This window comes from Cellulophaga omnivescoria (assembly GCF_027915275.1).
Taxonomy (GTDB): domain Bacteria; phylum Bacteroidota; class Bacteroidia; order Flavobacteriales; family Flavobacteriaceae; genus Cellulophaga; species Cellulophaga omnivescoria.
Window position 1 is genome coordinate 2,374,561 of the sequence record NZ_CP115819.1, and the last position, 21,698, is coordinate 2,396,258.

The window sequence follows — 21,698 nt, forward strand, 5'->3', positions numbered from 1 at the left end:
CTATGTAAGGCAAAAGTAATGCCATAAAAATTTTTTTACATCCCAATTTTCCGTGTAATAGTGAGTAGTGTTTATTTTTTTTAAACCTATTTGTATTGTTATCTTTACGGCAATAATTTTACGTATGAAAATTCATTTTATAGCCATTGGTGGAAGTGCAATGCACAATTTGGCATTAGCCTTAGAACATAAAGGATACACAATTACAGGTAGTGACGATGTTATTTTTGAACCTTCTAAAAGTAGGTTAGAAGCTAAAGGTTTACTACCCAATTCTTTTGGTTGGTTTGCAGATAAAATTACTGCAGACTTAGACGCAGTTATTTTAGGTATGCACGCAAAGGCAGACAACCCGGAGCTTTTAAAAGCTAAGGAACTTGGACTAACCATTTATTCTTATCCCGAGTTTTTATACGAGCAAAGTAAAAATAAAACAAGAGTTGTTATTGGTGGTAGTCACGGTAAAACAACAATTACATCTATGATTTTGCACGTGCTTAATTACCACGGCAGAGAAGTAGATTATATGGTTGGTGCACAATTAGATGGTTTTGATAGAATGGTGCATTTAACAGAAGAAAACGACTTTATAATTTTAGAGGGAGATGAGTACTTGTCCTCTCCTATAGATAGGCGACCAAAGTTTCATTTATACAAACCCAATATTGCTTTGTTAAGCGGAATTGCGTGGGACCATATTAACGTTTTTCCTACGTTAGAAAATTATGTAGAGCAGTTTAAAATTTTTGTAGATAGCATTGTTAAAGGTGGAAGCATCACTTTTAATGAAGAAGATGCTACTGTTGTAGATGTTGTAGAAGCATCTGAAAATCCAATACGCAAGTTGGGCTATTCTACCCCAGATTATACTATTGAAGATGGTGTAACCTTATTAGAAACCCCAGAAGGTCCAATGCCAATAGAAGTTTTTGGGAAACACAACCTAAGTAATTTAGCTGGGGCAAAATGGATTTGCCAAAATATAGGAATAGATGAGGACGATTTTTACGAGGCAATAGCAACGTTTAAAGGAGCTTCTAAAAGGCTAGAGAAAATTGCAGAAAGTAAAAGTTGTGTTGCTTATAAAGATTTTGCACACTCGCCAAGTAAAGTGGCTGCCACTACAAAAGCTGTAAAAGAGCAATATGCAAACAGAAAATTAATTGCCTTTTTAGAGTTACATACCTATAGTAGTTTTAATCCAGAGTTTTTAAAAGAATATAAAGGAGCATTAAATGCAGCAGATGTAGCAGTTGTTTTTTATATTCCAGAATCTGTAGCCATTAAAAAATTAGATCCGGTTAGTCCACAACAAATTAAAGATGCTTTTAAAAGAGATGATCTACAAATTTTAACAAATGCAGCTGCTTTTAAAGATCTTGTTTATGCCCAAGATTATAGCAATTCTGTTGTTTTGTTTATGAGCTCTGGTAACTATGGTGGTTTAGATTTAAATGATTTTAAGACACTTATAAAGTAGTGTTTTTTTCTTTTTTAGGTAAATACATCATAAAGTTTAGATATTTTCGTTAAAATAATATCTAAACTTGCTTATGTATATTTCACCTGTAGACCTTTTAGGATTATCTCTAGACGAACTTATGAACTTGGATAACCGAGGAATTATTAGACTAGAAAAAACACTTAAAGTACAAAGACTACAAACTGGTGCAAATGCCTACAATCCAGAACAAGTTAGTAGTATTGTAAAACAGTTATCTAGCGATGAGCAAAAAAAATCTGTTTATTTTATAGAAAAACACAGATACTTAAAAGAGTTTATTACCACAGGAAAAGATAATGGAGAAAAAACATTTATTGTAGATGCTGTTTTATTGGCTAATACCCCAAACATAAAAGAGTTTTTAGAACCTTATTTTGAAGCTTATTTTATGAAGATGGTAAAAAAGGATTTTGCTGCAAAAAAATACGATACCATTATTAAGGCAATGCAGCACAAAGAACTTTTTACAGATAATTTATTAAGCATTTACTATAGATATATTAAAGCACAGGCGGATATTATTACAGAAAAGGTAAAAATATCTGCTAATGGAGATTTAATAAGTAGGTGTCCAGAGATAGCTTATAAAACATATATTTACCTATTAAATACAGTTTCTTTAGGTGTAATTACAAAGTCTAAAACAGACTATGTAAATGCCATGATAGATTATTATAACATTACAAAAAATATTTATGGAGAGTTCCCAAGTGTACAACGGGCATTTCGGAATTTTAAATTAATAGAGGTAGCTAGCCAAGAAACCAAAGATTATTATGTAAAAATAGCTAACCACGTAGGAAGCCAACATTGGGTATCACAAACAAAATATTCTACTAGTAAAGAAGCTCAAAAAAGCAAAGGATCATCATCTTCGGGTGTAAAAACTATTGCAATAGTTATAGGAATTGTTATTTTTTTGGTTAGAGTGGGACGCATTTTTACATCCTCCTCCTCATCATCATCAAATTACTCTACATACAGTTCTCCTAATTATAAAATTCCTACGTTAGAGTTTTCTTATGAGGATGATAAAACAGCATTTTACTCAGATTTAATACATAAAGCAGAAAATGATAGTTTAGATATAAATAACAAAATAATTATAAAATCTGGAACTACACCGTACTCAGCTTCTTTTAAAAGTAATGAAGGTCTAAGGTCTGGCGATTTTATTAAAGTACTAAATAAAAGGACTAGACCTTTTATTCTTTTTGAGCATTTTAAAGTTATAAAACCAGATTATGCGGCTTATACAAGACCTAATGACTCTTTTAAAATAATGAATAAAAATTACTTAGAAGAATTGGTTTTTTATATGGGTGATGATTTTGTGGGTAACGAAAGTTTAAATCGAGAAACCTATGGATCATCTACAAAATTAAGTGCTAGTAAAAAGTACTTTAAAAGTGTAAATGAAAAAGAACTAAGCTTTTTAAAAAATAAATACGTGATAGATAGCTTAGGCGCAGACCCAAATATTGTTGTTTATGATGATAATATTGTTTTTACAGATATATACTACCACACAGTGCCACATAAAATTTTGCCTCCTGAGGTTGAAGAGGTAGAAATAGTTGAGGAAACTGTTATAGGTGGACCAAGAAATAGATATACTAACCCAAGTACTAGTGTTTGGGAAAAAGATAAATCTATATTTTTTAAAAATATGTTTAAAAATGCTGAAGGCAACCGTAATGTACGTTTGTTAAATTTTGATACAGGAGATAATCCTTATCCAGATTTATTTAAGGGTATATATAATAGTACTTTAAATGGTTATGAGGTAACAGTAAATAATAAGAGCGATGAAGATATGTTTTTGTTTACATCAAATTTTGGTTTACAAAGGGATCAGGCTACATTTATAAAAAGTGATGATTCTGTTGTTATAAACCTACATGATGAGGGTGATACACTTTATTTTTATATGGGCCAAGACTTTTATAAAGTAAGCGGAAGTTATAATACAGAAGATTTACAAGAGCCAAGAGGGTATTTTAAAACTTCATCTAAAACAGCTAAAAAATATTTTAACAAGAATTTTTTAATAGAAGAATTGGGCTTAAAACCACAAATTAACATTAATATATTTGGTGTAGATTTTGTAGATATAAAGTATAAAGAAGGTAGTATTAAATAAGCCTTTACTAATACATAAATAAAAAAGCGGTTAAGAGTTTTACTTAACCGCTTTTTTTATTCCTGTATTAGCTTAATCCTGTTTTGTCTTGGTTGTTAAATGATGTTTTTGGTTTGTCATCTGGTAGCATACTAGCAAGTTGGTACACTACTTGTTTAACAACTTTATATTGTTTGTTTTCTAAAGCTTTATCACCTTCTGCAATTAGTATATTAGCTTTTTGCTGGTCTGGATAATTATCTAATGTTTTATAGTGAAAAAATGGACCAATAAAATTAGAATCATCTGCTGTAAAAATTGCATTTCTAATAACTCTTAGCTCTTCAATTTTAGAACGTATTAGGTACTTATTTCCAGAGTTTATAAACGTTTTTTCATTAGCTATAACTTTGTTTAATTCTGCCATATAATATTCACTGCCAGATTCTGCTAACACTTGTTTAACAGCTAAAACATTGTTTTTGTATTCTTCTATGTCATTATCTAATTCTTTATGCCTAGTAAGCAAATCATATTTTTGTATTAAGCTTCTTTTTTGGTTGTCTATTTTAAATTTAGCATCTGTAATATCATTATCTACCAATAAACTTAATTCTATTTGTAGCTCAATTAATGCATGTTCTATGTTTTTAAATTTTTGCAAAAGCTCATAGTTTTCTGCATTTTCAGGTTTTGCAATTTCTCTTTCAATTTTTTGGGTAACAACTCTAATTTCATTTTCCATTTTAGAATTGCTAATGTACCTTTCTGTGGGCTTAAAAGAATTGCTAAATTCTTGGTCACAACTTGTTAAAAATATATCTACATCAATATCTCTAGATTCAGATACAGAAATGTTTAATTCTATATCTGTACCCTTAATTAAATCTTGTTCTAGTTCTTTTCCTGTAATTTCTATATAACCTATAGATAGTCCAGAACTAGGTAGTCCATTGCCATCTCCTTCTACAATATTTATTTGTAGTTTGTCATCACTATCTTTTAAAATAGTTTTAGAAGCCGATTTGTATATCGTTTTTTTTAGAGGAAGAACACTATTTTTGTTAAAAATAGCTTCTAGTCTAGTCACATTATATTGTATGTCATCTATTTCTAAACAAATGTCGTTAGGTAATAATTGGCCCTGTATATTGTATTTACCCTGGTTTATATGGATGTCATTATTGGTGTAAACAACATCTTGGTTACTGTTGTAAATTTTAAGACTAAAACTATTTACTTGTCCTTCTAATAAATCTACAAATACATTAACATTATCTTGTAAGGTAACAAGTCCAGTATCAAACCCACCATCTTTTCTTATAACTCTGTAAAATCCTTGTAAAGAGGAATTTAATTTAAAAGCTAAAAGCTCTTCTGTATCTTTTGTGTTTTTTTCAAAAATTAAATTTACCAAAGGTTGTGTACTAGTACTAACTTCCGTTTGGTTGGTAGTAGGTGGTTTTATATCCTCTGGTTTTAATGCCGAAATTTTAGAGCCTGCATAATATGCAGCGCCAATACCTACGGCAGCAGTAGGATCTACGCTGGTATCTATTATAATATTTAAGTTTTTTTCTACTTGTTCTCTAACATAGGGTATAAGTGTGCTGCCACCTACCATAATAATTTTTTCTATATCTGTACTTATAAGGTTATTATTATTCAGTATTTTTTTGCAAAAATTAATAGTGTGTTCTACTAATGGGGCAAGTAAGTTGTTAAAACCATCTCTGGTAACCTCTATGCTGGTATAAATGTCTTTTTCTGGGTAATCTATATCTATTTCTGTGGTTTCAAACCTAGAGAGTTCTTTTTTTGCTTCTTCTGCTCTAAATAAAAGTTCAAAATATAGTTTTTGTAAAGGGTTATTAGGTTCTTTAAATTTATCCCAAAGTTTAGTTTCATTTAAAATGGGCTCTAATTTTGGAACAAGAAGTTTTTCAATAATTAGGTTGTCTATATCCATACCTCCTAAAAAATTATCTCCTTCATTATCCAAAACGTTCATTTCTCTCTCGTTAATCTCTAACAAGGCAACATCAAAAGTACCACCGCCAAAATCGTAAATAAGCCATTTTTTTGTTTCGTTTAGCTCTAAATTATTTTTATTGGCAAATGCTAAACTAGCAGCAATAGGTTCTTGCAGTAAATATACTTTTTTAAAACCAGCCTCTTGGCCAGCAGTTTTTGTTGCGTTAGATTGTATAGTGTCAAAAGAAGAAGGTATTGTAATAACTGCCTCATGCAACTCCTCCCCAGTGTGTATAAAATTTTTGAGTTCTTTTAATACATAAGCACTAAGCTCTATAGGAGAAACATCTTTGTTTATACTTTTTGCAAAATAACGGTCTGTAGTACCCATTTTTCTTTTAAAACAAGTAAAAACATTTAAAGGGTCTTTTTCTAATAAATCTCTAGCTTTATCTCCAACTAAAATTCTACTACCCCTAAAGGCAACAGCAGATGCAAGGGTTTGTTTTTGACCAATAGGGTTTTTAAAAACCTCTAATAATCCGTTTTCATATTTAGCAATTAAACTATTTGTTGTGCCTAAGTCTATTCCAAAGTTTATTGTCTTCATACTTGTTTATTCTACTATTGCTACCCCTTTTTGTATTATTATTAGTTGGTCATTCTCTTTTTTGTAAATAATAGGTTTTAACACCTTCGTAATTTTAGATTCAGGACCTATATTATTCATTAAGGTAGCATCAATATCTGTTCTGGATTCTGAAAATTTTTCTCCTAATGGATTTTTTATAAAAAAACCTTGCTCTTCAATATCATGAAATAAACGTTTTAGGTTTCTGTCAAATAACGTAATGTTATTTTTTATACTCTTTTGTTCAATTTCATAAAGCTGATTCAGAATTTCTTTCATTGTAATGTCTTATTTATAAAAGTAACGTTTTAATACACAAATACGTATGTTACTAAAGATTATTATCTTTAACAAATGCAAAACCAACCACAATCCTTTTCTATTAAGAATTGGTCTAACGATGATAAACCCAGAGAAAAATTAGCGCAAAAAGGAAAATCTGTTTTGTCTGATGCAGAACTTATTGCCATACTAATAGGATCTGGAAGTAGAGATGAAAGCGCTGTAGAATTATCTAAAAGAATACTTGGCTCTGTAAATAATAATTTAAACGACCTTGGTAAACTATCAATAAACCAGCTTATGCAGTTTAAAGGTATAGGAGAAGCTAAAGCAATTACCATAACCGCTGCTCTAGAAATAGGAAGACGCAGAAGAGGAGAAGAAGCTAAAAAGATAGAAAAAATAGGCAGTAGTAAAGATGTTTTTAATTTACTGCAACCTATTTTAGGGGAGTTGCCCCATGAAGAATTTTGGATTATTTACCTTAACAACTCCAATAAGGTAATACACCAAGCGCAACTAAGTAAAGGAGGTATTACTGGTACTTTGGTAGACGTTAGGTTGGTGCTTAAGCAAGCTTTAGAAATTGGTGCAATTGGTTTAATTTTAGCGCATAATCATCCGTCTGGTGGGTTAAAGCCAAGTACCGCAGATAAGCAAATAACAGAAAAATTAAAAAATGCAGCAGCTGCTTTAGATATGAAAGTTTTAGACCATATTATAATTACTCAAAGAGAATACTTTAGCTTTGCAGATGATAATTTATTGTAAAAAATAATCTAAAAAATATAAATCGCTAAAATCCATAATGTTACTAATCTATACACATAAAATAACGCCACGTTTCACATATATAATGAAACATCTATTTGGTAAAATTCTGGGTATAGAGGTTACACTAACTACAAAGGTAGAAGATTTTATAAAGCATTCTGGAGCAAAAATAACCTATAGTAAACAACCATTACAAAATGAGTTTTTTATACGTAGTAATGATTTACTTTACCAACAGGGTATAACAGATTTAGAAATTAATATTGGAGATTGGGATGGTACACCTTGTTTTTTTGCTACAGGAGAGCGTAGTAATATTCCGTTTGATGTTTTTGCCGCAAGTTTTTATTTAATTACTAGGTACGAGGAGTATTTGCCACACGTAAAAGACGAGCACGGTAGGTATCCTGTAAAAGATAGCATGGCGTATAAACATAGTTTTTTAGACAAGCCTGTGGTAGATATTTGGATGTACAAGGTATTAGATGCTTTGCTTAAGCAATTTCCAGATTTAGAACATAAAAAACGAACTTACCAATACACATCTATAATAGATGTAACCACGTCTCATTGTTTTGCTCACAGAGGTGTTATGCGAAGCTTGGGTGGTTTGTTGTTAGATGTTTTTACCTTAAAAATTAAACGTGTTTTTCAGAGAGTATCTGTATGGTTCAATCCTAAAAAAGATCCCTACAATAATTTTGATTACCTTATAAATTTGCACAAAGCAACCAAAGTAAAAAGTATGTTCTTTTTTCAGTTTGCAGATTATTCTACTTTCGATAAAAACGTGTCTACAACAAACAATAAGTTTAAATATCTAATTAAATCTGTAGCAGATTATAGTGTTGTGTCCCTAGCAGCATCATATAATTCTTTTTCTAACCTAGAAATTTTAAAAGAAGAAAAACGCAAATTAGCAGCGGTAATTAACAGACCAATTAAGTATGTGCGTTTTAGGTACAACAGGGTAGAAGTGCCTGCAACCTACAAAGCTTTGGTAGATGCAGATTTTAGAGAAGATTTTACAATGGGTTATACACATTGTATTGGTTTTAGAGCTGGTACTTGTTCTCCGTTTTCATTTTATGATATACATTTGGAGTCCCAACAACCTATAAAAATTCATCCGTTTGCAGTACACAATTACTCACTAATAACTTTAAAGAACGAAAAAGCAATATTTGAAAAATTAGATGCCTTATATCTTCAATTGCATAAAGTTAATGGTAAATTAGTTACCATATTTTCTAATGAGTTATTAGGAGGTACACAGCGCTTTAATTGGATGAATATTTACGAAACAATACTAAAAAAATACAATGTATAAAGAAATAGTTACAGATGTTTTTTTTGACTTAGACCATACCTTATGGGATTTTGAAAAAAACTCTGCTCTAACGTTTACCAAAATATTAGAAGATAATAAAATTGGTGTAAAAGTTAAAGATTTTTTAGCTGCATACGTGCCAATTAATCATCAATATTGGAAGTTATTTAGAGAAGAAAAAATATCCAAGGAAGATTTGCGTTTTCAGCGTTTACAAACCACTTTTAATACAATAAATTATAAAGCAACAGATGCAGAAATTAATTTACTTGCAGCAGAGTATATTAATCATTTGTCTTTGTACAACCACTTATTTCCTTATGCTGTTGAAATTTTACAGCATCTAAAACCAAATTATAAACTACACATTATTACAAATGGTTTTCAGGAAGTTCAAAATAAAAAAATTAGAAACGCTAAGTTACATACCTTTTTTGATGTTATAATAGACTCAGAAATGGCAGGTGTAAAAAAACCAGATCCTTATATTTTTAAACTGGCACTGCAAAAAGCGAATGTATCAGCAGAACAATCTTTAATGATTGGAGATAGCTTAGAAGCAGATATATTAGGAGCCCAATCTGTTGGTTTCCATGCACTCCATTTTAATACTCATCAAGAACCAATTCATAATCATTGTAGTATAATTAACTCTTTAGATGAAATAAAAAACTATTTATAGAGTTATTAAATTACAAATATTAAAGAACCATTCTATAATGAAAATTCCCCACTATTTATTTGGTGTTCTATTTTTGTGCTTCTCATTTGTATCTTGTATAGATGAACAAGACTTTAACCAGACCGATGATATAATAATAGAACCAACAGTAGAAGCTAGTATATTTTATTTTGAAACTACGGAAGATTTAATAAATACCAATCCAGATCCAGCTGGTTTTTATACAAACGATTTTAATTTTGATGCATTTAGTGAAGATTATATCTCCGATAATGTACTGGAGTGTACAATTACCTATCAACTAGAAAATACAACAAGTAAGCCTGTTAGCGTTATTATAGAATTAATAGATGATGGCGGTAATGTTTTAGATACAACGGTTTTAAATATTGCAGCAGAATCTGCCACTACTACAGACCTAGATGTTTTGTATGGTGGTACAGGTAAACCATTAGATATTATAAGAAATACATCTGCCTTACGTTTGTCTGCTCAAAATTTAGGAGATAACTCAAGTGTGTCTAGTAATGCAGATCCTAAGTTAATTTTTAGATCTAGTGCTAAATTAAAAATAGGTGTAAGATGATATACAGGTATGTAATGTTACTATTTTTTGCGTACACTTTTTTTGGTTTTGCGCAGAATAAACAAATAATGTACGATTTTAAAGAGGTGCCAGAATCCATGCTTTTAAACCCTGGTATAGAAACAGGTTTAAATATGTATGTGGGTATACCTTTATTATCGGGTATATCATTTCAGGCGGGCTCTAGTGGAGCATCTGTAAACGATTTTTTTGCTAACGATGGTTTAGATATTAATGATAAAATTAGAGAGCGTGCCTTATACGGTATGAAACCATCTGATGATTTAAGTGGAACCTACCATTTAGAAATTTTAAATGTTGGATTTAGAAGTAAAAAAAATCCAGATAATTTTTACTCCTTTGGTATTTATAATGAAGGTGATGCCATTGGTTATTGGTTTAAAGATTATGCTATATTAGGTTTTGAAGGAAATGCGGACAGACTAAATCAGAGGTTTGATTTGTCTCACCTAAAAACAAGAGGAGAAATGGTAAATGTTTTTCATTTTGGAATAAATAAGCGTGTAAATAATAAGTTAATAGTTGGTGCAAGAGCTAAACTATACTCAAGTATTTTTTCATTTAAATCTACCAGAAACAAAGGGTATTTTGTTACTACTCCAGGAGAAAATAATTTGTTGGCTTCTACTTTAGTTGCAGATATGAAATTACAAACATCTGGTTTAAATAGTATAAAAGATGCTAATGATGATGGTACAGGTGTTGGTGGTGTTTTAACAAAAAGAGGCTTGCTTGGAGGTGATTTAGGTGTGGGTGTAGATGTAGGTTTTACATACCAATTAAACAGAAATACAACAGTTACTGCAAGTATTTTAGACCTTGGATTTATAATGAATTCTACAGATGTTAGAACTTATACTTTAAAAGGACAAGCAACTGTAGAAGGAGTAGAGGTAATTTTACCAGATGCTTTGGCAGATCCGTCAAGAGATTTTTGGCAAGAACTAGTAGATGAAGTAGATGGTTTAATTCCTTATGAAGAAAATCAGGATTCCTATATAAGCTTTAGACCAACTAAACTTTATGGCTCTATACGTTATAATTTTGGAGAACAAAATAGAAGTATGAGGGACTGTGACTGTAAAGCAGGAGGAAGTAAAGGTAGTTTAGGTTTTCCTAATGCGGTTGGCGGACAGTTATATGTAATTAACAGACCACGAGGGCCACAGGTTGCTTTAACAGGTTTTTACCAAAGAAATTTTGGCAAAACTGTTAGCTTAAAAACAACTTATACGGTAGATAAATACTCTGCTACAAATATTGGTTTTGGTGCAAATTTAAACTTAGGCCCAGTAAACCTATATGCAATGGCAGATAATTTAATTGGTTACAAAAATTTGGCAGCTTCGCAATACGCATCTTTTCAATTAGGAATTAATGTTATATCTTGGCGTTAAATTTATTTTAGCCTTATGAAACAGTTACTTTTTAGCACAATTTTTATGTGTTCATTTTTTTTATCAGCTCAAAATTTTGACGAGTATAAATATATAATTGTACCTAAAAAATTTAATGCTTTTAAAGAAGAAGACCAATATAGAACTAGTGCATTGGTTAAATTTTTGTTTGATAAAAAGGGCTATAATGTTGTGTATGATGATGCTATGCCTCAAGATTTAAAATCTAACAGATGCTTAGGTTTAACTGTAGATTTAAAAGATGAGTCTAATATGTTTACTACCAAAGCTGGTTTACTTTTAAAAGATTGTAACGCAGATCAAGTTTTTAAAACTACAGTAGCTAAAAGTAAACAAAAAGAATACCAAAAAGCATATAGTGAGGCTATTAGAAACGCTTTTAAATCTTTTAATACTATAAGTTATAATTACACTCCTAAGCAGCCAGAAAAACAAAACAATCAAACTTTGGTTGTAAGTTATAAAGATGATGTTAAAAAGGTTGAAGAAAAAGAAACAGTAGTAACTCCAGTTAAAAAACAAGTTGTTGCAGCTGCCAAAGCAGAAGAGTCTGTTCTAGAAGGTGTTTTATATGCGCAACAGATTACCAATGGTTACCAATTGGTAGATAGTACTCCAAAAATTGAATACAAAATGTATAAAACTACAGTGCAAAATGTATTTTTGGCCACTAATAATGATATTAACGGAATGGTGGTGTCTAAAAACGGTAAGTGGTTTTTTGAGTATTACCAAGGGGATAAATTACAATCTAAAGAATTAAACATAAAGTTTTAATTCTAAAGCTCATATTTATCTTTCCATCTATTTTTTAAAAATTCTTTAATAGTTCGTTCTCGGTTATTATTACCAGGAATGTAAAAAGAGCTACCTGATAACTCATCAGGTAAAAATTCTGCTGCAACAAAGTTATTTTCATAATTGTGGGCATATTGGTAGTCTTTACCATAACCAATATCTTTCATTAATTTTGTTGGTGCGTTGCGCAAGGCAAGTGGTACAGATAAATCTCCGGTTTGTTTAACTACCTGTTGAGCCTTACCTATAGCGGCATAACTAGCATTACTTTTAGCAGATGTAGCTAAATATATAGCACATTGGCTAAGTATAATTCTGGCTTCTGGGTAACCAATTGTACTAACAGCTTGGAAAGTAGTATTTGCCATTACTAAAGCAGTAGGGTTGGCATTGCCAATATCTTCAGATGCAGCAATAAGCATTCTGCGTGCAATAAATTTTACATCCTCACCACCTTCAATCATACGAGCCAACCAATATACAGCACCGTTAGGGTCGCTACCACGAATAGATTTTATAAAGGCAGAAACAATATCATAATGTTGTTCACCTGTTTTGTCATATAAAACAGTATTTTTTTGAACCTTGCTAAGTACCAATTCATCTGTAATAACCACATCTTCTGTGTTTTCAGAATTAATAACTAGTTCAAACATATTTAACAATTTTCTACCATCACCACCAGAGAGTCTTAATAAGGCTTCAGTTTCTTTTAGCTGAATTGTTTTCTTTTGTAGTTGTGTGTCTTGTCGTATTGCACGTTCAAGTAAAGCTACTAAATCGTGCTTATCAAAAGGTTTTAATATATATACTTGGCATCTACTTAAAAGTGCTGGTATCACCTCAAAACTAGGATTTTCTGTTGTAGCTCCAATTAGTGTTACCCAACCTTTTTCTACAGCAGCTAATAAAGAATCTTGTTGAGATTTACTAAATCTATGAATCTCATCAATAAATAATATAGGATTTTTTGTAGTAAATAATCCGCCACTTTTTTTAGCCTTTTCAATAACCTCTCTAACATCTTTTACACCACTGCTAATAGCACTTAAAGTGTAAAAAGGTCTGTCTATTTCTTTAGCAATTATGTTTGCTAAAGTAGTTTTTCCGGTACCAGGAGGCCCCCAAAGTATTAACGAGGGCAAAATACCCCTTCTAATTTGGTGTGTTAAGGTACCATTATTTCCAACCAAGTGAGTCTGACTCACATATTCTGATAACGTTTTTGGTCTTACTCGTTCTGCTAAGGGCTCGTTCATACCACAAAAATAAAAAGAATCTAAATGACAATTTAGCAGATTTATATTTTTTGGCTAAATGATTGCGTTATTGTAGTAAATTAGTGTTAATGACAGACAATAATTACTTTAAATTTTCTAATTCGGTTCTATTAGTGCCTATAATAGCTGTGCTAAGTATTTGGACAGTTTATTGGGTAGAGCTACAATTTAAAATAAATTTTAATAATTTTGGAGTGTATCCAAGAACCTTAAGCGGACTTAAAGGTATACTTTTTAGTCCGTTTATACACGGATCTTTAAAGCACCTTTATAGTAATACTTTACCATTGGTAGTGCTTAGTGCGGCTCTTGTTTATTTTTACAAGCCCGTTGCTTTTAAGGTGTTGTTTTATGGTACAATTTTTTCTGGTGTTATAACTTGGATTATAGGACGGCCATCTTACCACATTGGAGCAAGTGGAGTTATATATTTACTAGCTAGTTTTATATTTTTTAAAGGTGTTTTTGCTAAACACTTTAGGTTAATTGCACTTTCTTTATTTGTTGTATTTGTTTACGGTAGTATGCTCTGGTATATTTTACCAATAAAAGAAGGTATCTCTTGGGAAGGCCATTTAGGAGGATTTGTTACAGGTTTGGTTTTTGCATATTTTTTAAAAGCAGATATTCCTAAACCCAAAAAGTATGCTTGGGAAGAGGACAACTACAATGAAGACGCAGACGAATTTTTACGTCATTTTGATGAGAATGGTAACTTTATAGAATCTAAACCAGAAGATGAGCCTGAGTTAGATACTACAAGTCCAAGTCCAATTAATATAACCTATCACTTTAAAAAGAAAACAGAAGAGTAGTAGGAGTATTTTAGCCTAAACGTTGCCTTACAGCTTCATATAAAAATACACCACAAGCAACAGATACATTTAACGATTCTATTTCTCCCAATAATGGCAATTTAGCGGTATGGTCTGCAGCTTTTAATATTGATGGAGATATACCTACATCTTCAGAACCCATAATAATTGCAGAAGCTTCTTTAAAAGAAACATCGTAAATTGTGTTCTCAGTTTTTTCTGATGCAGCAATAATTTTAACGCCAGATGCTTGCAGATAATGTACAGCATCTTTTATATGGTTAACTTTAGCTATTGGTACTTTAAAAGCAGCGCCAGCAGAAGTTTTTATGGTATCTGCTGTTACCGGAGCAGCACCTTTTTTCTGTATAATAATGCCATCTACACCAGTACATTCTGCTGTTCTAATAATGGCACCAAAGTTACGTACATCAGACAATTGGTCTAAAAGTAAAAAAAGAGGAGTTTCTTTTCTTTCAATTACCGCTTCTACCAATTCTTCAAAATTATGAAACGTAATAGGAGATATGTTTGCAACTACACCCTGGTGGTTATTTTTTGTTAACCTATTAAGTTTTTCAACAGGTACATAAGAAATTGTTATTCCTTTTTTTCTGGCTAAATTTTCTAGCTCTCTAAAAAGATCTCCTTTTAATCCTTTTTGAACAAAAATTTTATCTAGAGCTTCGTTAGCATTTATTGCTTCTATAATAGCTCTAATACCATAAATTTGGGTAGTTTTTTCCATTTGGCAAAGGTATAAAAAAAACCTGCGGAAATCTCCGCAGGTTTAAATATTAAATATTGTTTAATCAATTTTTATTGATCCCACCAAACTTTACTATCGTTATTGTCTGTTGCAGGGCTTAAGTTGCTTACTCCAGAGCTGTAATTAGCACCATTTAAGCTAATTTCAGATGTTGGATACATATATCTTGTAGCAATTTCTCCACTAGAGTTTAATGGATCTGGTGAAGGTGTTAAAATTGGATAATCTGTTCTTCTCCATTCAGACCAAGCTTCAAAACCTTCAGGATATAAAGCCACCCATTTTTCTTCACCAATTACCTGTGCCATTGATGTACTTGAGGCATCACTAACTCTTGCTGCAGCAAATGTAGCAGCATCAGCGGTAATGTCAACACCGTAATGAGCAGATAAAGTTTCATACGATTTTTGAATTCCCATTTCTAACATACTTGCAGGATCTTCAGAAGTCCAGCCTAAATTTGCAGCATCAGCTCTGTTCAAATAAGTGTAAGCTGCTGTTAGCCAAGCTGCAGGTGCATCAGGACTAGCAATGTTCGAAGACATTTTAGCAGTAATTAAACCAGATGGGTTACTTTCTAATCCATAAGGATAACCTTCTAAACTAGCATCATCAGCAAAAATTTGTAATCTGCTGTCAGATGTAGTAGAAGAGAAATCATTACCATCTCCTTGTAGAGCATTTACAAAATATTCAGATAGTGCATAATCTGCCGCTCTAAATCCAGAATATGGATTTTCAAATGTAGCGGTATTAAGGTGTGTAAACCAAGCTTCATCTTCTATTGATTCAATTACTCCAGCAGTATTTGTTAGAGCGCTATTAAATTCGGTAGCAGCAAACTCTGAAACTCCAGGATATTTATTTGACAGTTGAATAGATAAAGATAAAATACTTGAGTTTGCAAATTTCTTCCATTTACTTACATCTCCATCATATATCAAATCTCCTGTTGGAGCTGCTTCAGTAGCATCAAGCAAGTCTCTAGCTTCTTTTAATTCATTTATCAAATCTTTATATATGAATTCTTGTGTATCATATTTTGGAGATTGAATCTCTGGATTTAAAGCTTCAGAGTAAGGTATGTCTCCATAAGAATCTGTTATTCTTCTAAAAATGATAGCTTTCATTATTTTAGCAATACCAATTTGATTATTCACAGATCCATTAGATAAGAATGATACAGAAGTATTAACTTCTGGGTCATTAGCTTGATTTACTATTTCTTCTAAATTAGAAAGTGTTTGAACATAAAAGCTAGTCCAAGTATATGGTGTTTCTCCATATCGTGATTCATCTTGATATGCTGGTTGTGATTGGTACTGCACATATAGTGTAGGCACAGATTTGTATTGTCTACCTCCTGTGGTTGCAAGTCTCCTTTGTGCAGCGGCTAATAATGCGCCAGAGTTATATTCACTTGGACCATTAACGTTTTCATCTGTATCACCAAAATCTACGGTGTCACAACTATACGCGCCAAATATTAGTAGGGCTGATAGTATAATTTTAATTTTTTTCATAATATTCTTTAAATTAGAATGTTAATTTTAGGTTTAAACCATAACTTCTAGTTCCTGGTAATTGAGCGTTTTCTCCATAAGACTGAGATAATTCTGAAGGATCCCATCCGTGTTTGTTGTCATCAGCTACAGAAATTAACCATAAATTACGTCCTACAGCACTAATACTTACACTCTGTAAAGCTGTTTTTTCTAATAATTTTGAAGGTAAATTATAAGTTAAACTAATATCTCTAAGTTTAATGTAATCCGCATCGTGTATGAATGGACTCGCCAGTCTATTAGGTTGAAATTGATTCCAATATGTTTGAGCTTCTACATATGTGTCAACTGGATTACCATTTACATCAACTCCGGTTACGTGAACACCACCACCATCTGCAATTGCATCTCTTTGATTTACACCATTATCATTAAGTTCTACTGTATCGTCTAGTAGGCCAGAATATGTACCCCACATTTCTGATAAAGAGAAGAATTTACCTCCCTTTTGAAAATCAAAAGAAGCTGCCAAACTAAGATTTTTATATGAGAAATTTGTTAGTAAGCCACCAGTGAAATCAGGTAGAATTGAGCCAAAATATTGATCTGTTTCTACAGCATATAGCCCATCTGCACCAATTACTTTGTTACCGTTATCATCTAATTTATAACCAGTACCTCTAAGTTGTCCCCATTCACCACCAAGTTCATGAACAACTTGTACAAATCCCCAAGCATCCGTACCACCAGCACCATTAATCGCTTTTAAATCTCCTGGTAAGCTAATTATTTCTGATTTATTTTTTGCATAGTTAGCTGTTATGCTCCAATTAAAATCTTCTGTTTTAATAATATCTGCGTTAAGAGTAATTTCAATACCCTTTCTTTCTGATTCTCCTGCGTTTGTTAATAATGTAGAGTATCCTGTTCCTGTTGATAACGATACAGGAATAATTTCGTTCTTACGATTTTCAGTATAATATGTGGCACTTAATCCAATTCTACTTTCTAAGAATTTTAAATCAACACCAATTTCTTGAGATGTATTTATAGCTGGTTCTATACCGCTAGATACGAGCTGAGTAGGTGTGTACATCAAAATTTGGTCATTATATAGGTTTGATCCCAAAGGGTATGTAGGGTTAAGTGCTAATGCACTAACATCATCTCCTACTTGAGCCCAACTACCTCTTAATTTTGCGAATGTAACAGCTCCTTTATTATCCCATAATTCTGATAATATAAAAGAACCACCGATTGAAGGATATGTATAACCATTATTGTCAGATGGTAAAGATGAACTCCAATCTCTTCTTACAGAAAAATCTAGATAAGCCATATTATCATAACCAAGAGACATATTTCCATATACACTATTAACTTGCTTTTCATATTCATATGTTTGAGCAGTTAAAACTTCTCTTGAGTTACTGTAGGTATAAACGTCTGGTAAAATTAATCCTCCGTTTTCACTATTGTCAATACTCATATCATTTTGAAAACGATAGTAGTTGGAAGTTAGAATATTACCACCAACAAAAGCAGTCATATCTAGTTTTCCAAAATCTTTCGTGTATTTTAACAACACATTGTAGTTGTCTTCACTTGAAGAGCTATAATACTTTCCAAATGAATTTACCCATTTATTATAAAGGTTTGGCGCAGCAGCAAACTCTATTGAATAAGGTACAAAGTAATCTCTCTTGTACTTTGTTTCATTTCTAGAAGCTTTAGCACTAATATCTATATTATCGGTAAGTTGGTAACTAAAATGAATGTCACCTAACAATCTGTTAGTACTATTAGTTGTTTCATATTCATCTAAATACGTATATGGATTGAACCAAAAGGCAGGTTTTTGATACTCCAAAAGAGTTTCGTTACCAGTTCTTTGGTATGCCTCTTCAGCATATGCATAATAATCTAATCCCCAGTTATTCCATGAAGTAGCGTATCCTCTTGGTGTGGTTAAATTTTTATACTCTTGTACCTTGTTCATATTTAGGTTTCTGTTAAACCAGCTATTTAAAGAACCAGAGGTTTGATTAGAATATCCATCATTAAAATCACCTGAGATATTATCTACAGTATAGTTTATGTTAACTCCTGCGGTTAATTTATCGGATAAATCAAAATCTAAACTAGTACTAATAAAGTTCTTTGTAAAGTCTGAATTTGGTATGATACCATTTTGTTTGATGTTAGTATAAGATAATCTAGCTCTATAATTATCTCCGCTACCTGATAGCGCAATAGAGTTCTTTTGGCTAACTCCGGTATCAAAAAAGTCTTTGATATTGTTTGGTTGCCCTACATATGGTACTTCCTCTCCAAATGTTGGACTGTCTGGGTAGTAGTTGTACCATGGAACGTGCCCTTGACCATCAAATTTAGGTCCCCAACTTTCATCTGCATATGCATCTCCCGCAAAGTATCTTTTTCCGTCAAATGCTTGCATCCATGTTGGATAAGGAGCACCGTTAAGGCGATTTCCAGCAGAGTAATCAAATATCGCGAATTCTGCTTCTCCAGAATATCCTTGTCCGTACATATTTTGATAATTTGGTAAATATGCTACTTTATCAAATGTTATTGCACTAGATATTTCTACCCCTAATCCTTGTCCTTTTTTTCCTCTTTTTGTTGTAATTACAACAACACCTGATGCAGCTCTTTGTCCGTATAATGCGGTTGCATTTGGTCCCTTTAATACGTTTAGGGACTCAACGTTGCTCATATCCACACTGTTTGGGTCTGTAGTTGGTGTTCCGTCTATTACATATAATGGATCAGAATCTGATGTTAAAGATATTCCTCCTCTAATTCTAATTTTACCTGATTGGCCCAATTTTGATCCTGATTGACCTTGAATTTGTACACCAGCAACTTTACCTGCAATTGCAGATTTAATGTTTACGTCTTCAGTAATATTAAGGTTTTCTCCTTTTACCTCTTGGGCAGCATATGTAAGAGTCCTTTCTTCTCTCTTAATACCCAAAGCTGTTACCACAACTTCTTGTAGCGCTTCAGCATCTTCTTTCATTTGTACATTAATAACACTTTGGTTACTAACAGTTTTAGATGTTGGAGTTTGTCCTAGGTAAGTAAACAATAGTACTTGCCCGTTTGAGGCAGAAATTGTGTATTTCCCATCAAAATCTGTTTGAGTACCCGTAGTTGTTCCTTTTACTAGGATGTTTACGCCTGGTAATGGTATACCGTCTTGGTCGGTAACTGTACCAGAAATCGTTTTTTGTTGTGCAAAAGTTAAGTGCACAATAAACGCTAAGAGTAGCGTTAAGATTCCTCTTTGTTTTGTTTTCATTTTTGAAATATTTGAATTAGTCGGTATCAAAAATCAAAAATTATTGTTAATAAGCAAACTAATTTTCTATTTATTTTAACAATAATCTCATAAAAAAGCTAAAAACATTGATGTATTCATAATAAGAACCTCATTCGGTTATTAATAATTTAATTTTGTTAACTATTAGGTTTTGATTTGTTTGTTAGTAGTATACATTTGTTAATTCAAAAAAATATCCACCACTATTTAATTTGGTGTAAATTAACAATGACTGAATTATATTATTTTAAAATGTTAAAAATAAATTTATTTGTTATTTTAACAGTATGTTTTGTGTTTTGTAGGTATTGTATTCACAAGGAGTTTAGTTTACTTTTTTTATTTCTAATAGTTCTATTAATAAAAAAACCTGCGGAATTTTCCGCAGGTTTAAATTTTAAATTAGAAGTAATTTTAAATAACTAATTATTAGTTAACATCCCACCAAACTTTTGTTGTCATATCTCCTGGAGTAGAAGTTACCGCTTCTAATGAAGCAGCGTTTGAAGTTGTCTCAGATAAAGGATAAGGCATACGTACAGGAATTGTACTAATGAATGCTGCCTCTGGAGCTGTTAATTGTGGGTAATCTAATCTTCTCCACTCATTCCAAGCCTCAAAACCTTTAGCGTATAAAGCCACCCATTTTTGAACCCCAATAGATTCTTTCCAGTTAGCAGCATCATAAGGATTATTAGTTAGGTAGTCACTTATAGCCGCAGCATCATCAATACCCCAATAGTTCATAGAAGCTGTAACAGCATTGTTGTATGCTGTCTCTGCATCACCAGTTAATATACCTCTTTGGTAAGCTTCAGCTAATAAAAACTGTACTTCTGCATAAGACATAATTACGTGAGGTGCTGTTGCAGCTCTAACTAAATCACTTGGTCTAGAAGTTGTAGGTTTTAATACTGTAGCATCATTATCACTTAAACCGTAAGGCATACCAACAATTGAACCACTAGAAGCTGGTTTAGCATATACCTCTAACCTTGGGTCACCTAGGTCTGTTAGTGTAGTAACTAAATATTCAGAAACCGCATAATCATCTCTATTATTTATGTTTACATTTCTCCATAATGGGTTAGACCTATCTGGTGCGGCATCAAAAGTAAATAAAGCATTTTCTGCATTGCTTGAGATTAAATTAGAAGCTGCAGCTGTCGCATATTGTGTAGCTGTTGCTAAATCAACATCAGATAGACGTATGGCATATTTTAACATAAGTGAATTTGTTAACTTAATCCAGCTATCAACATTTCCGCCATATACTACATCTCCACTTGTAAAAGAAGGAGAGCTAGTATCAAAACTATTACTTGCTTGTTCTAGAGTTTCTAAAATCCCTAAATAAACATTTTCCTGAGAGTCATAACTTGGTAAGTTAAACTCGCTGCTAATTGCTTCAGTATAAGGAATAGAACCAAATCCATCCGACAAGAAAGTAAAAACTTGAACTGACATCACATCCAATATATTTTTTCTATTAGTTTTGATGTCGTCAGATACATCCTGCAATTCTACTAATTCTTTAGCAGAATTTAGTTCTTTAAGTATAGATACATACATAGTAGACCACGTGCCATCAAAAGCAGTAATTGTTTGTGTGTATCTACTGTCTTCAGTATATTCATTTTCTGCCCACTGTTGTGTCATTAACATACCCCATCCAGCATTAACTCCTGTTCCGGCCATACTGTTGTAGAAAGTATATTCTGCTGTAGTTAGTAGGGTAGAAGGGCTAACTATAACCGCATTGTTTGGGTCAACATTTAGTTCTTCAAGTCCATTATCACAAGCGCAGAACATAGTTGCAGAAAGTAATAAGGTAAATATTTTATTTTTTTTCATGTTTTAA

General features: G+C 32.0%; 16 protein-coding genes. 9 read left to right on the forward strand and 7 right to left on the reverse strand.

Going from position 1 to position 21,698, the window contains the following annotated elements; genetic code table 11:
• Positions 1-124 precede the first annotated feature (124 nt).
• A complete protein-coding gene (locus PBN93_RS10530) occupies positions 125-1,480 on the forward strand; it encodes a UDP-N-acetylmuramate--L-alanine ligase (RefSeq protein WP_077407155.1) in 1,356 nt (451 codons plus the stop codon).
• A gap of 73 nt (positions 1,481-1,553) precedes the next feature.
• Positions 1,554-3,647: a hypothetical protein gene (locus PBN93_RS10535; RefSeq protein ID WP_271080597.1), complete on the forward strand. Its 2,094-nt coding sequence runs from the start codon at positions 1,554-1,556 to the stop codon at positions 3,645-3,647.
• Positions 3,648-3,714: 67 nt separating this feature from the next.
• On the opposite strand, the gene PBN93_RS10540 is transcribed toward PBN93_RS10535, so the two are convergent.
• A complete protein-coding gene (locus tag PBN93_RS10540; protein ID WP_271080598.1) occupies positions 3,715-6,210 on the reverse strand; it encodes an Hsp70 family protein in 2,496 nt (831 codons plus the stop codon).
• A gap of 6 nt (positions 6,211-6,216) precedes the next feature.
• Positions 6,217-6,510 carry a hypothetical protein gene (locus PBN93_RS10545; RefSeq protein ID WP_077406815.1) on the reverse strand — a complete coding sequence of 98 codons (294 nt, stop codon included), beginning with the start codon at positions 6,508-6,510 and terminating at the stop codon, positions 6,217-6,219.
• 75 nt (positions 6,511-6,585) lie between these two features.
• On the opposite strand from PBN93_RS10545, the gene radC reads away from it, so the two are divergent.
• From radC to PBN93_RS10575, 6 genes are all read left to right on the forward strand, one after another.
• Positions 6,586-7,284: a RadC family protein gene (radC, locus tag PBN93_RS10550; protein WP_077406812.1), complete on the forward strand. Its 699-nt coding sequence runs from the start codon at positions 6,586-6,588 to the stop codon at positions 7,282-7,284.
• A gap of 37 nt (positions 7,285-7,321) precedes the next feature.
• Positions 7,322-8,617: a polysaccharide deacetylase family protein gene (locus tag PBN93_RS10555; RefSeq protein WP_271080599.1), complete on the forward strand. Its 1,296-nt coding sequence runs from the start codon at positions 7,322-7,324 to the stop codon at positions 8,615-8,617.
• Positions 8,610-9,299 (forward strand): YjjG family noncanonical pyrimidine nucleotidase, encoded by a 690-nt coding sequence (locus PBN93_RS10560; RefSeq protein WP_077406806.1) that lies wholly within the window; start codon positions 8,610-8,612, stop codon positions 9,297-9,299. Before PBN93_RS10555 ends, PBN93_RS10560 begins: the two co-directional genes overlap by 8 nt.
• A 37-nt stretch (positions 9,300-9,336) precedes the next feature.
• Positions 9,337-9,885 (forward strand): hypothetical protein, encoded by a 549-nt coding sequence (locus PBN93_RS10565; RefSeq protein ID WP_139344268.1) that lies wholly within the window; start codon positions 9,337-9,339, stop codon positions 9,883-9,885.
• Positions 9,886-9,953: 68 nt separating this feature from the next.
• On the forward strand, positions 9,954-11,303 hold the full coding sequence (locus PBN93_RS10570; RefSeq protein ID WP_271080600.1) for a DUF5723 family protein: 1,350 nt from the start codon (positions 9,954-9,956) through the stop codon (positions 11,301-11,303).
• Between the two features lie 15 nt (positions 11,304-11,318).
• Positions 11,319-12,101: a hypothetical protein gene (locus PBN93_RS10575; protein WP_271080601.1), complete on the forward strand. Its 783-nt coding sequence runs from the start codon at positions 11,319-11,321 to the stop codon at positions 12,099-12,101.
• Between the two features lie 2 nt (positions 12,102-12,103).
• Here the strand turns inward: PBN93_RS10575 and PBN93_RS10580 are convergent, their stop codons facing one another.
• Positions 12,104-13,381 carry a replication-associated recombination protein A gene (locus tag PBN93_RS10580; RefSeq protein ID WP_271080602.1) on the reverse strand — a complete coding sequence of 426 codons (1,278 nt, stop codon included), beginning with the start codon at positions 13,379-13,381 and terminating at the stop codon, positions 12,104-12,106.
• 89 nt (positions 13,382-13,470) lie between these two features.
• Between PBN93_RS10580 and PBN93_RS10585 the strand changes: the two genes are divergently transcribed.
• Positions 13,471-14,217: a rhomboid family intramembrane serine protease gene (locus PBN93_RS10585; RefSeq protein ID WP_271080603.1), complete on the forward strand. Its 747-nt coding sequence runs from the start codon at positions 13,471-13,473 to the stop codon at positions 14,215-14,217.
• 10 nt (positions 14,218-14,227) lie between these two features.
• Here the strand turns inward: PBN93_RS10585 and rlmB are convergent, their stop codons facing one another.
• The 4 genes from rlmB to PBN93_RS10605 form a co-directional block, all read right to left on the reverse strand.
• On the reverse strand, positions 14,228-14,965 hold the full coding sequence (gene rlmB / locus PBN93_RS10590; protein ID WP_077406787.1) for a 23S rRNA (guanosine(2251)-2'-O)-methyltransferase RlmB: 738 nt from the start codon (positions 14,963-14,965) through the stop codon (positions 14,228-14,230).
• 71 nt (positions 14,966-15,036) lie between these two features.
• A complete protein-coding gene (locus PBN93_RS10595; RefSeq protein WP_271080604.1) occupies positions 15,037-16,509 on the reverse strand; it encodes a SusD/RagB family nutrient-binding outer membrane lipoprotein in 1,473 nt (490 codons plus the stop codon).
• Between the two features lie 13 nt (positions 16,510-16,522).
• Positions 16,523-19,816 carry a SusC/RagA family TonB-linked outer membrane protein gene (locus PBN93_RS10600; protein ID WP_077406781.1) on the reverse strand — a complete coding sequence of 1,098 codons (3,294 nt, stop codon included), beginning with the start codon at positions 19,814-19,816 and terminating at the stop codon, positions 16,523-16,525.
• A gap of 450 nt (positions 19,817-20,266) precedes the next feature.
• The gene (locus PBN93_RS10605; RefSeq protein ID WP_271080605.1) at positions 20,267-21,691 is read right to left on the reverse strand and encodes a SusD/RagB family nutrient-binding outer membrane lipoprotein; all 1,425 of its coding nucleotides are present in this window, start codon (positions 21,689-21,691) and stop codon (positions 20,267-20,269) included.
• Positions 21,692-21,698 lie beyond the last annotated feature (7 nt).

Bases quoted from the DNA above. Each gene is read 5' to 3' on its own strand.
- PBN93_RS10600 (WP_077406781.1), bottom strand. From the start codon at position 19,816: ATGAAAACAAAACAAAGAGGAATCTTAACGCTACTCTTAGCGTTTATT.
- PBN93_RS10595 (WP_271080604.1), bottom strand. From the start codon at position 16,509: ATGAAAAAAATTAAAATTATACTATCAGCCCTACTAATATTTGGCGCG.
- PBN93_RS10605 (WP_271080605.1), bottom strand. From the start codon at position 21,691: ATGAAAAAAAATAAAATATTTACCTTATTACTTTCTGCAACTATGTTC.
- PBN93_RS10540 (WP_271080598.1), bottom strand. From the start codon at position 6,210: ATGAAGACAATAAACTTTGGAATAGACTTAGGCACAACAAATAGTTTA.
- PBN93_RS10530 (WP_077407155.1), top strand. From the start codon at position 125: ATGAAAATTCATTTTATAGCCATTGGTGGAAGTGCAATGCACAATTTG.
- PBN93_RS10585 (WP_271080603.1), top strand. From the start codon at position 13,471: ATGACAGACAATAATTACTTTAAATTTTCTAATTCGGTTCTATTAGTG.
- PBN93_RS10555 (WP_271080599.1), top strand. From the start codon at position 7,322: ATGTTACTAATCTATACACATAAAATAACGCCACGTTTCACATATATA.
- PBN93_RS10535 (WP_271080597.1), top strand. From the start codon at position 1,554: ATGTATATTTCACCTGTAGACCTTTTAGGATTATCTCTAGACGAACTT.
- PBN93_RS10560 (WP_077406806.1), top strand. From the start codon at position 8,610: ATGTATAAAGAAATAGTTACAGATGTTTTTTTTGACTTAGACCATACC.
- PBN93_RS10570 (WP_271080600.1), top strand. From the start codon at position 9,954: ATGTACGATTTTAAAGAGGTGCCAGAATCCATGCTTTTAAACCCTGGT.
- PBN93_RS10545 (WP_077406815.1), bottom strand. From the start codon at position 6,510: ATGAAAGAAATTCTGAATCAGCTTTATGAAATTGAACAAAAGAGTATA.
- radC (WP_077406812.1), top strand. From the start codon at position 6,586: ATGCAAAACCAACCACAATCCTTTTCTATTAAGAATTGGTCTAACGAT.
- rlmB (WP_077406787.1), bottom strand. From the start codon at position 14,965: ATGGAAAAAACTACCCAAATTTATGGTATTAGAGCTATTATAGAAGCA.
- PBN93_RS10580 (WP_271080602.1), bottom strand. From the start codon at position 13,381: ATGAACGAGCCCTTAGCAGAACGAGTAAGACCAAAAACGTTATCAGAA.
- PBN93_RS10575 (WP_271080601.1), top strand. From the start codon at position 11,319: ATGAAACAGTTACTTTTTAGCACAATTTTTATGTGTTCATTTTTTTTA.
- PBN93_RS10565 (WP_139344268.1), top strand. From the start codon at position 9,337: ATGAAAATTCCCCACTATTTATTTGGTGTTCTATTTTTGTGCTTCTCA.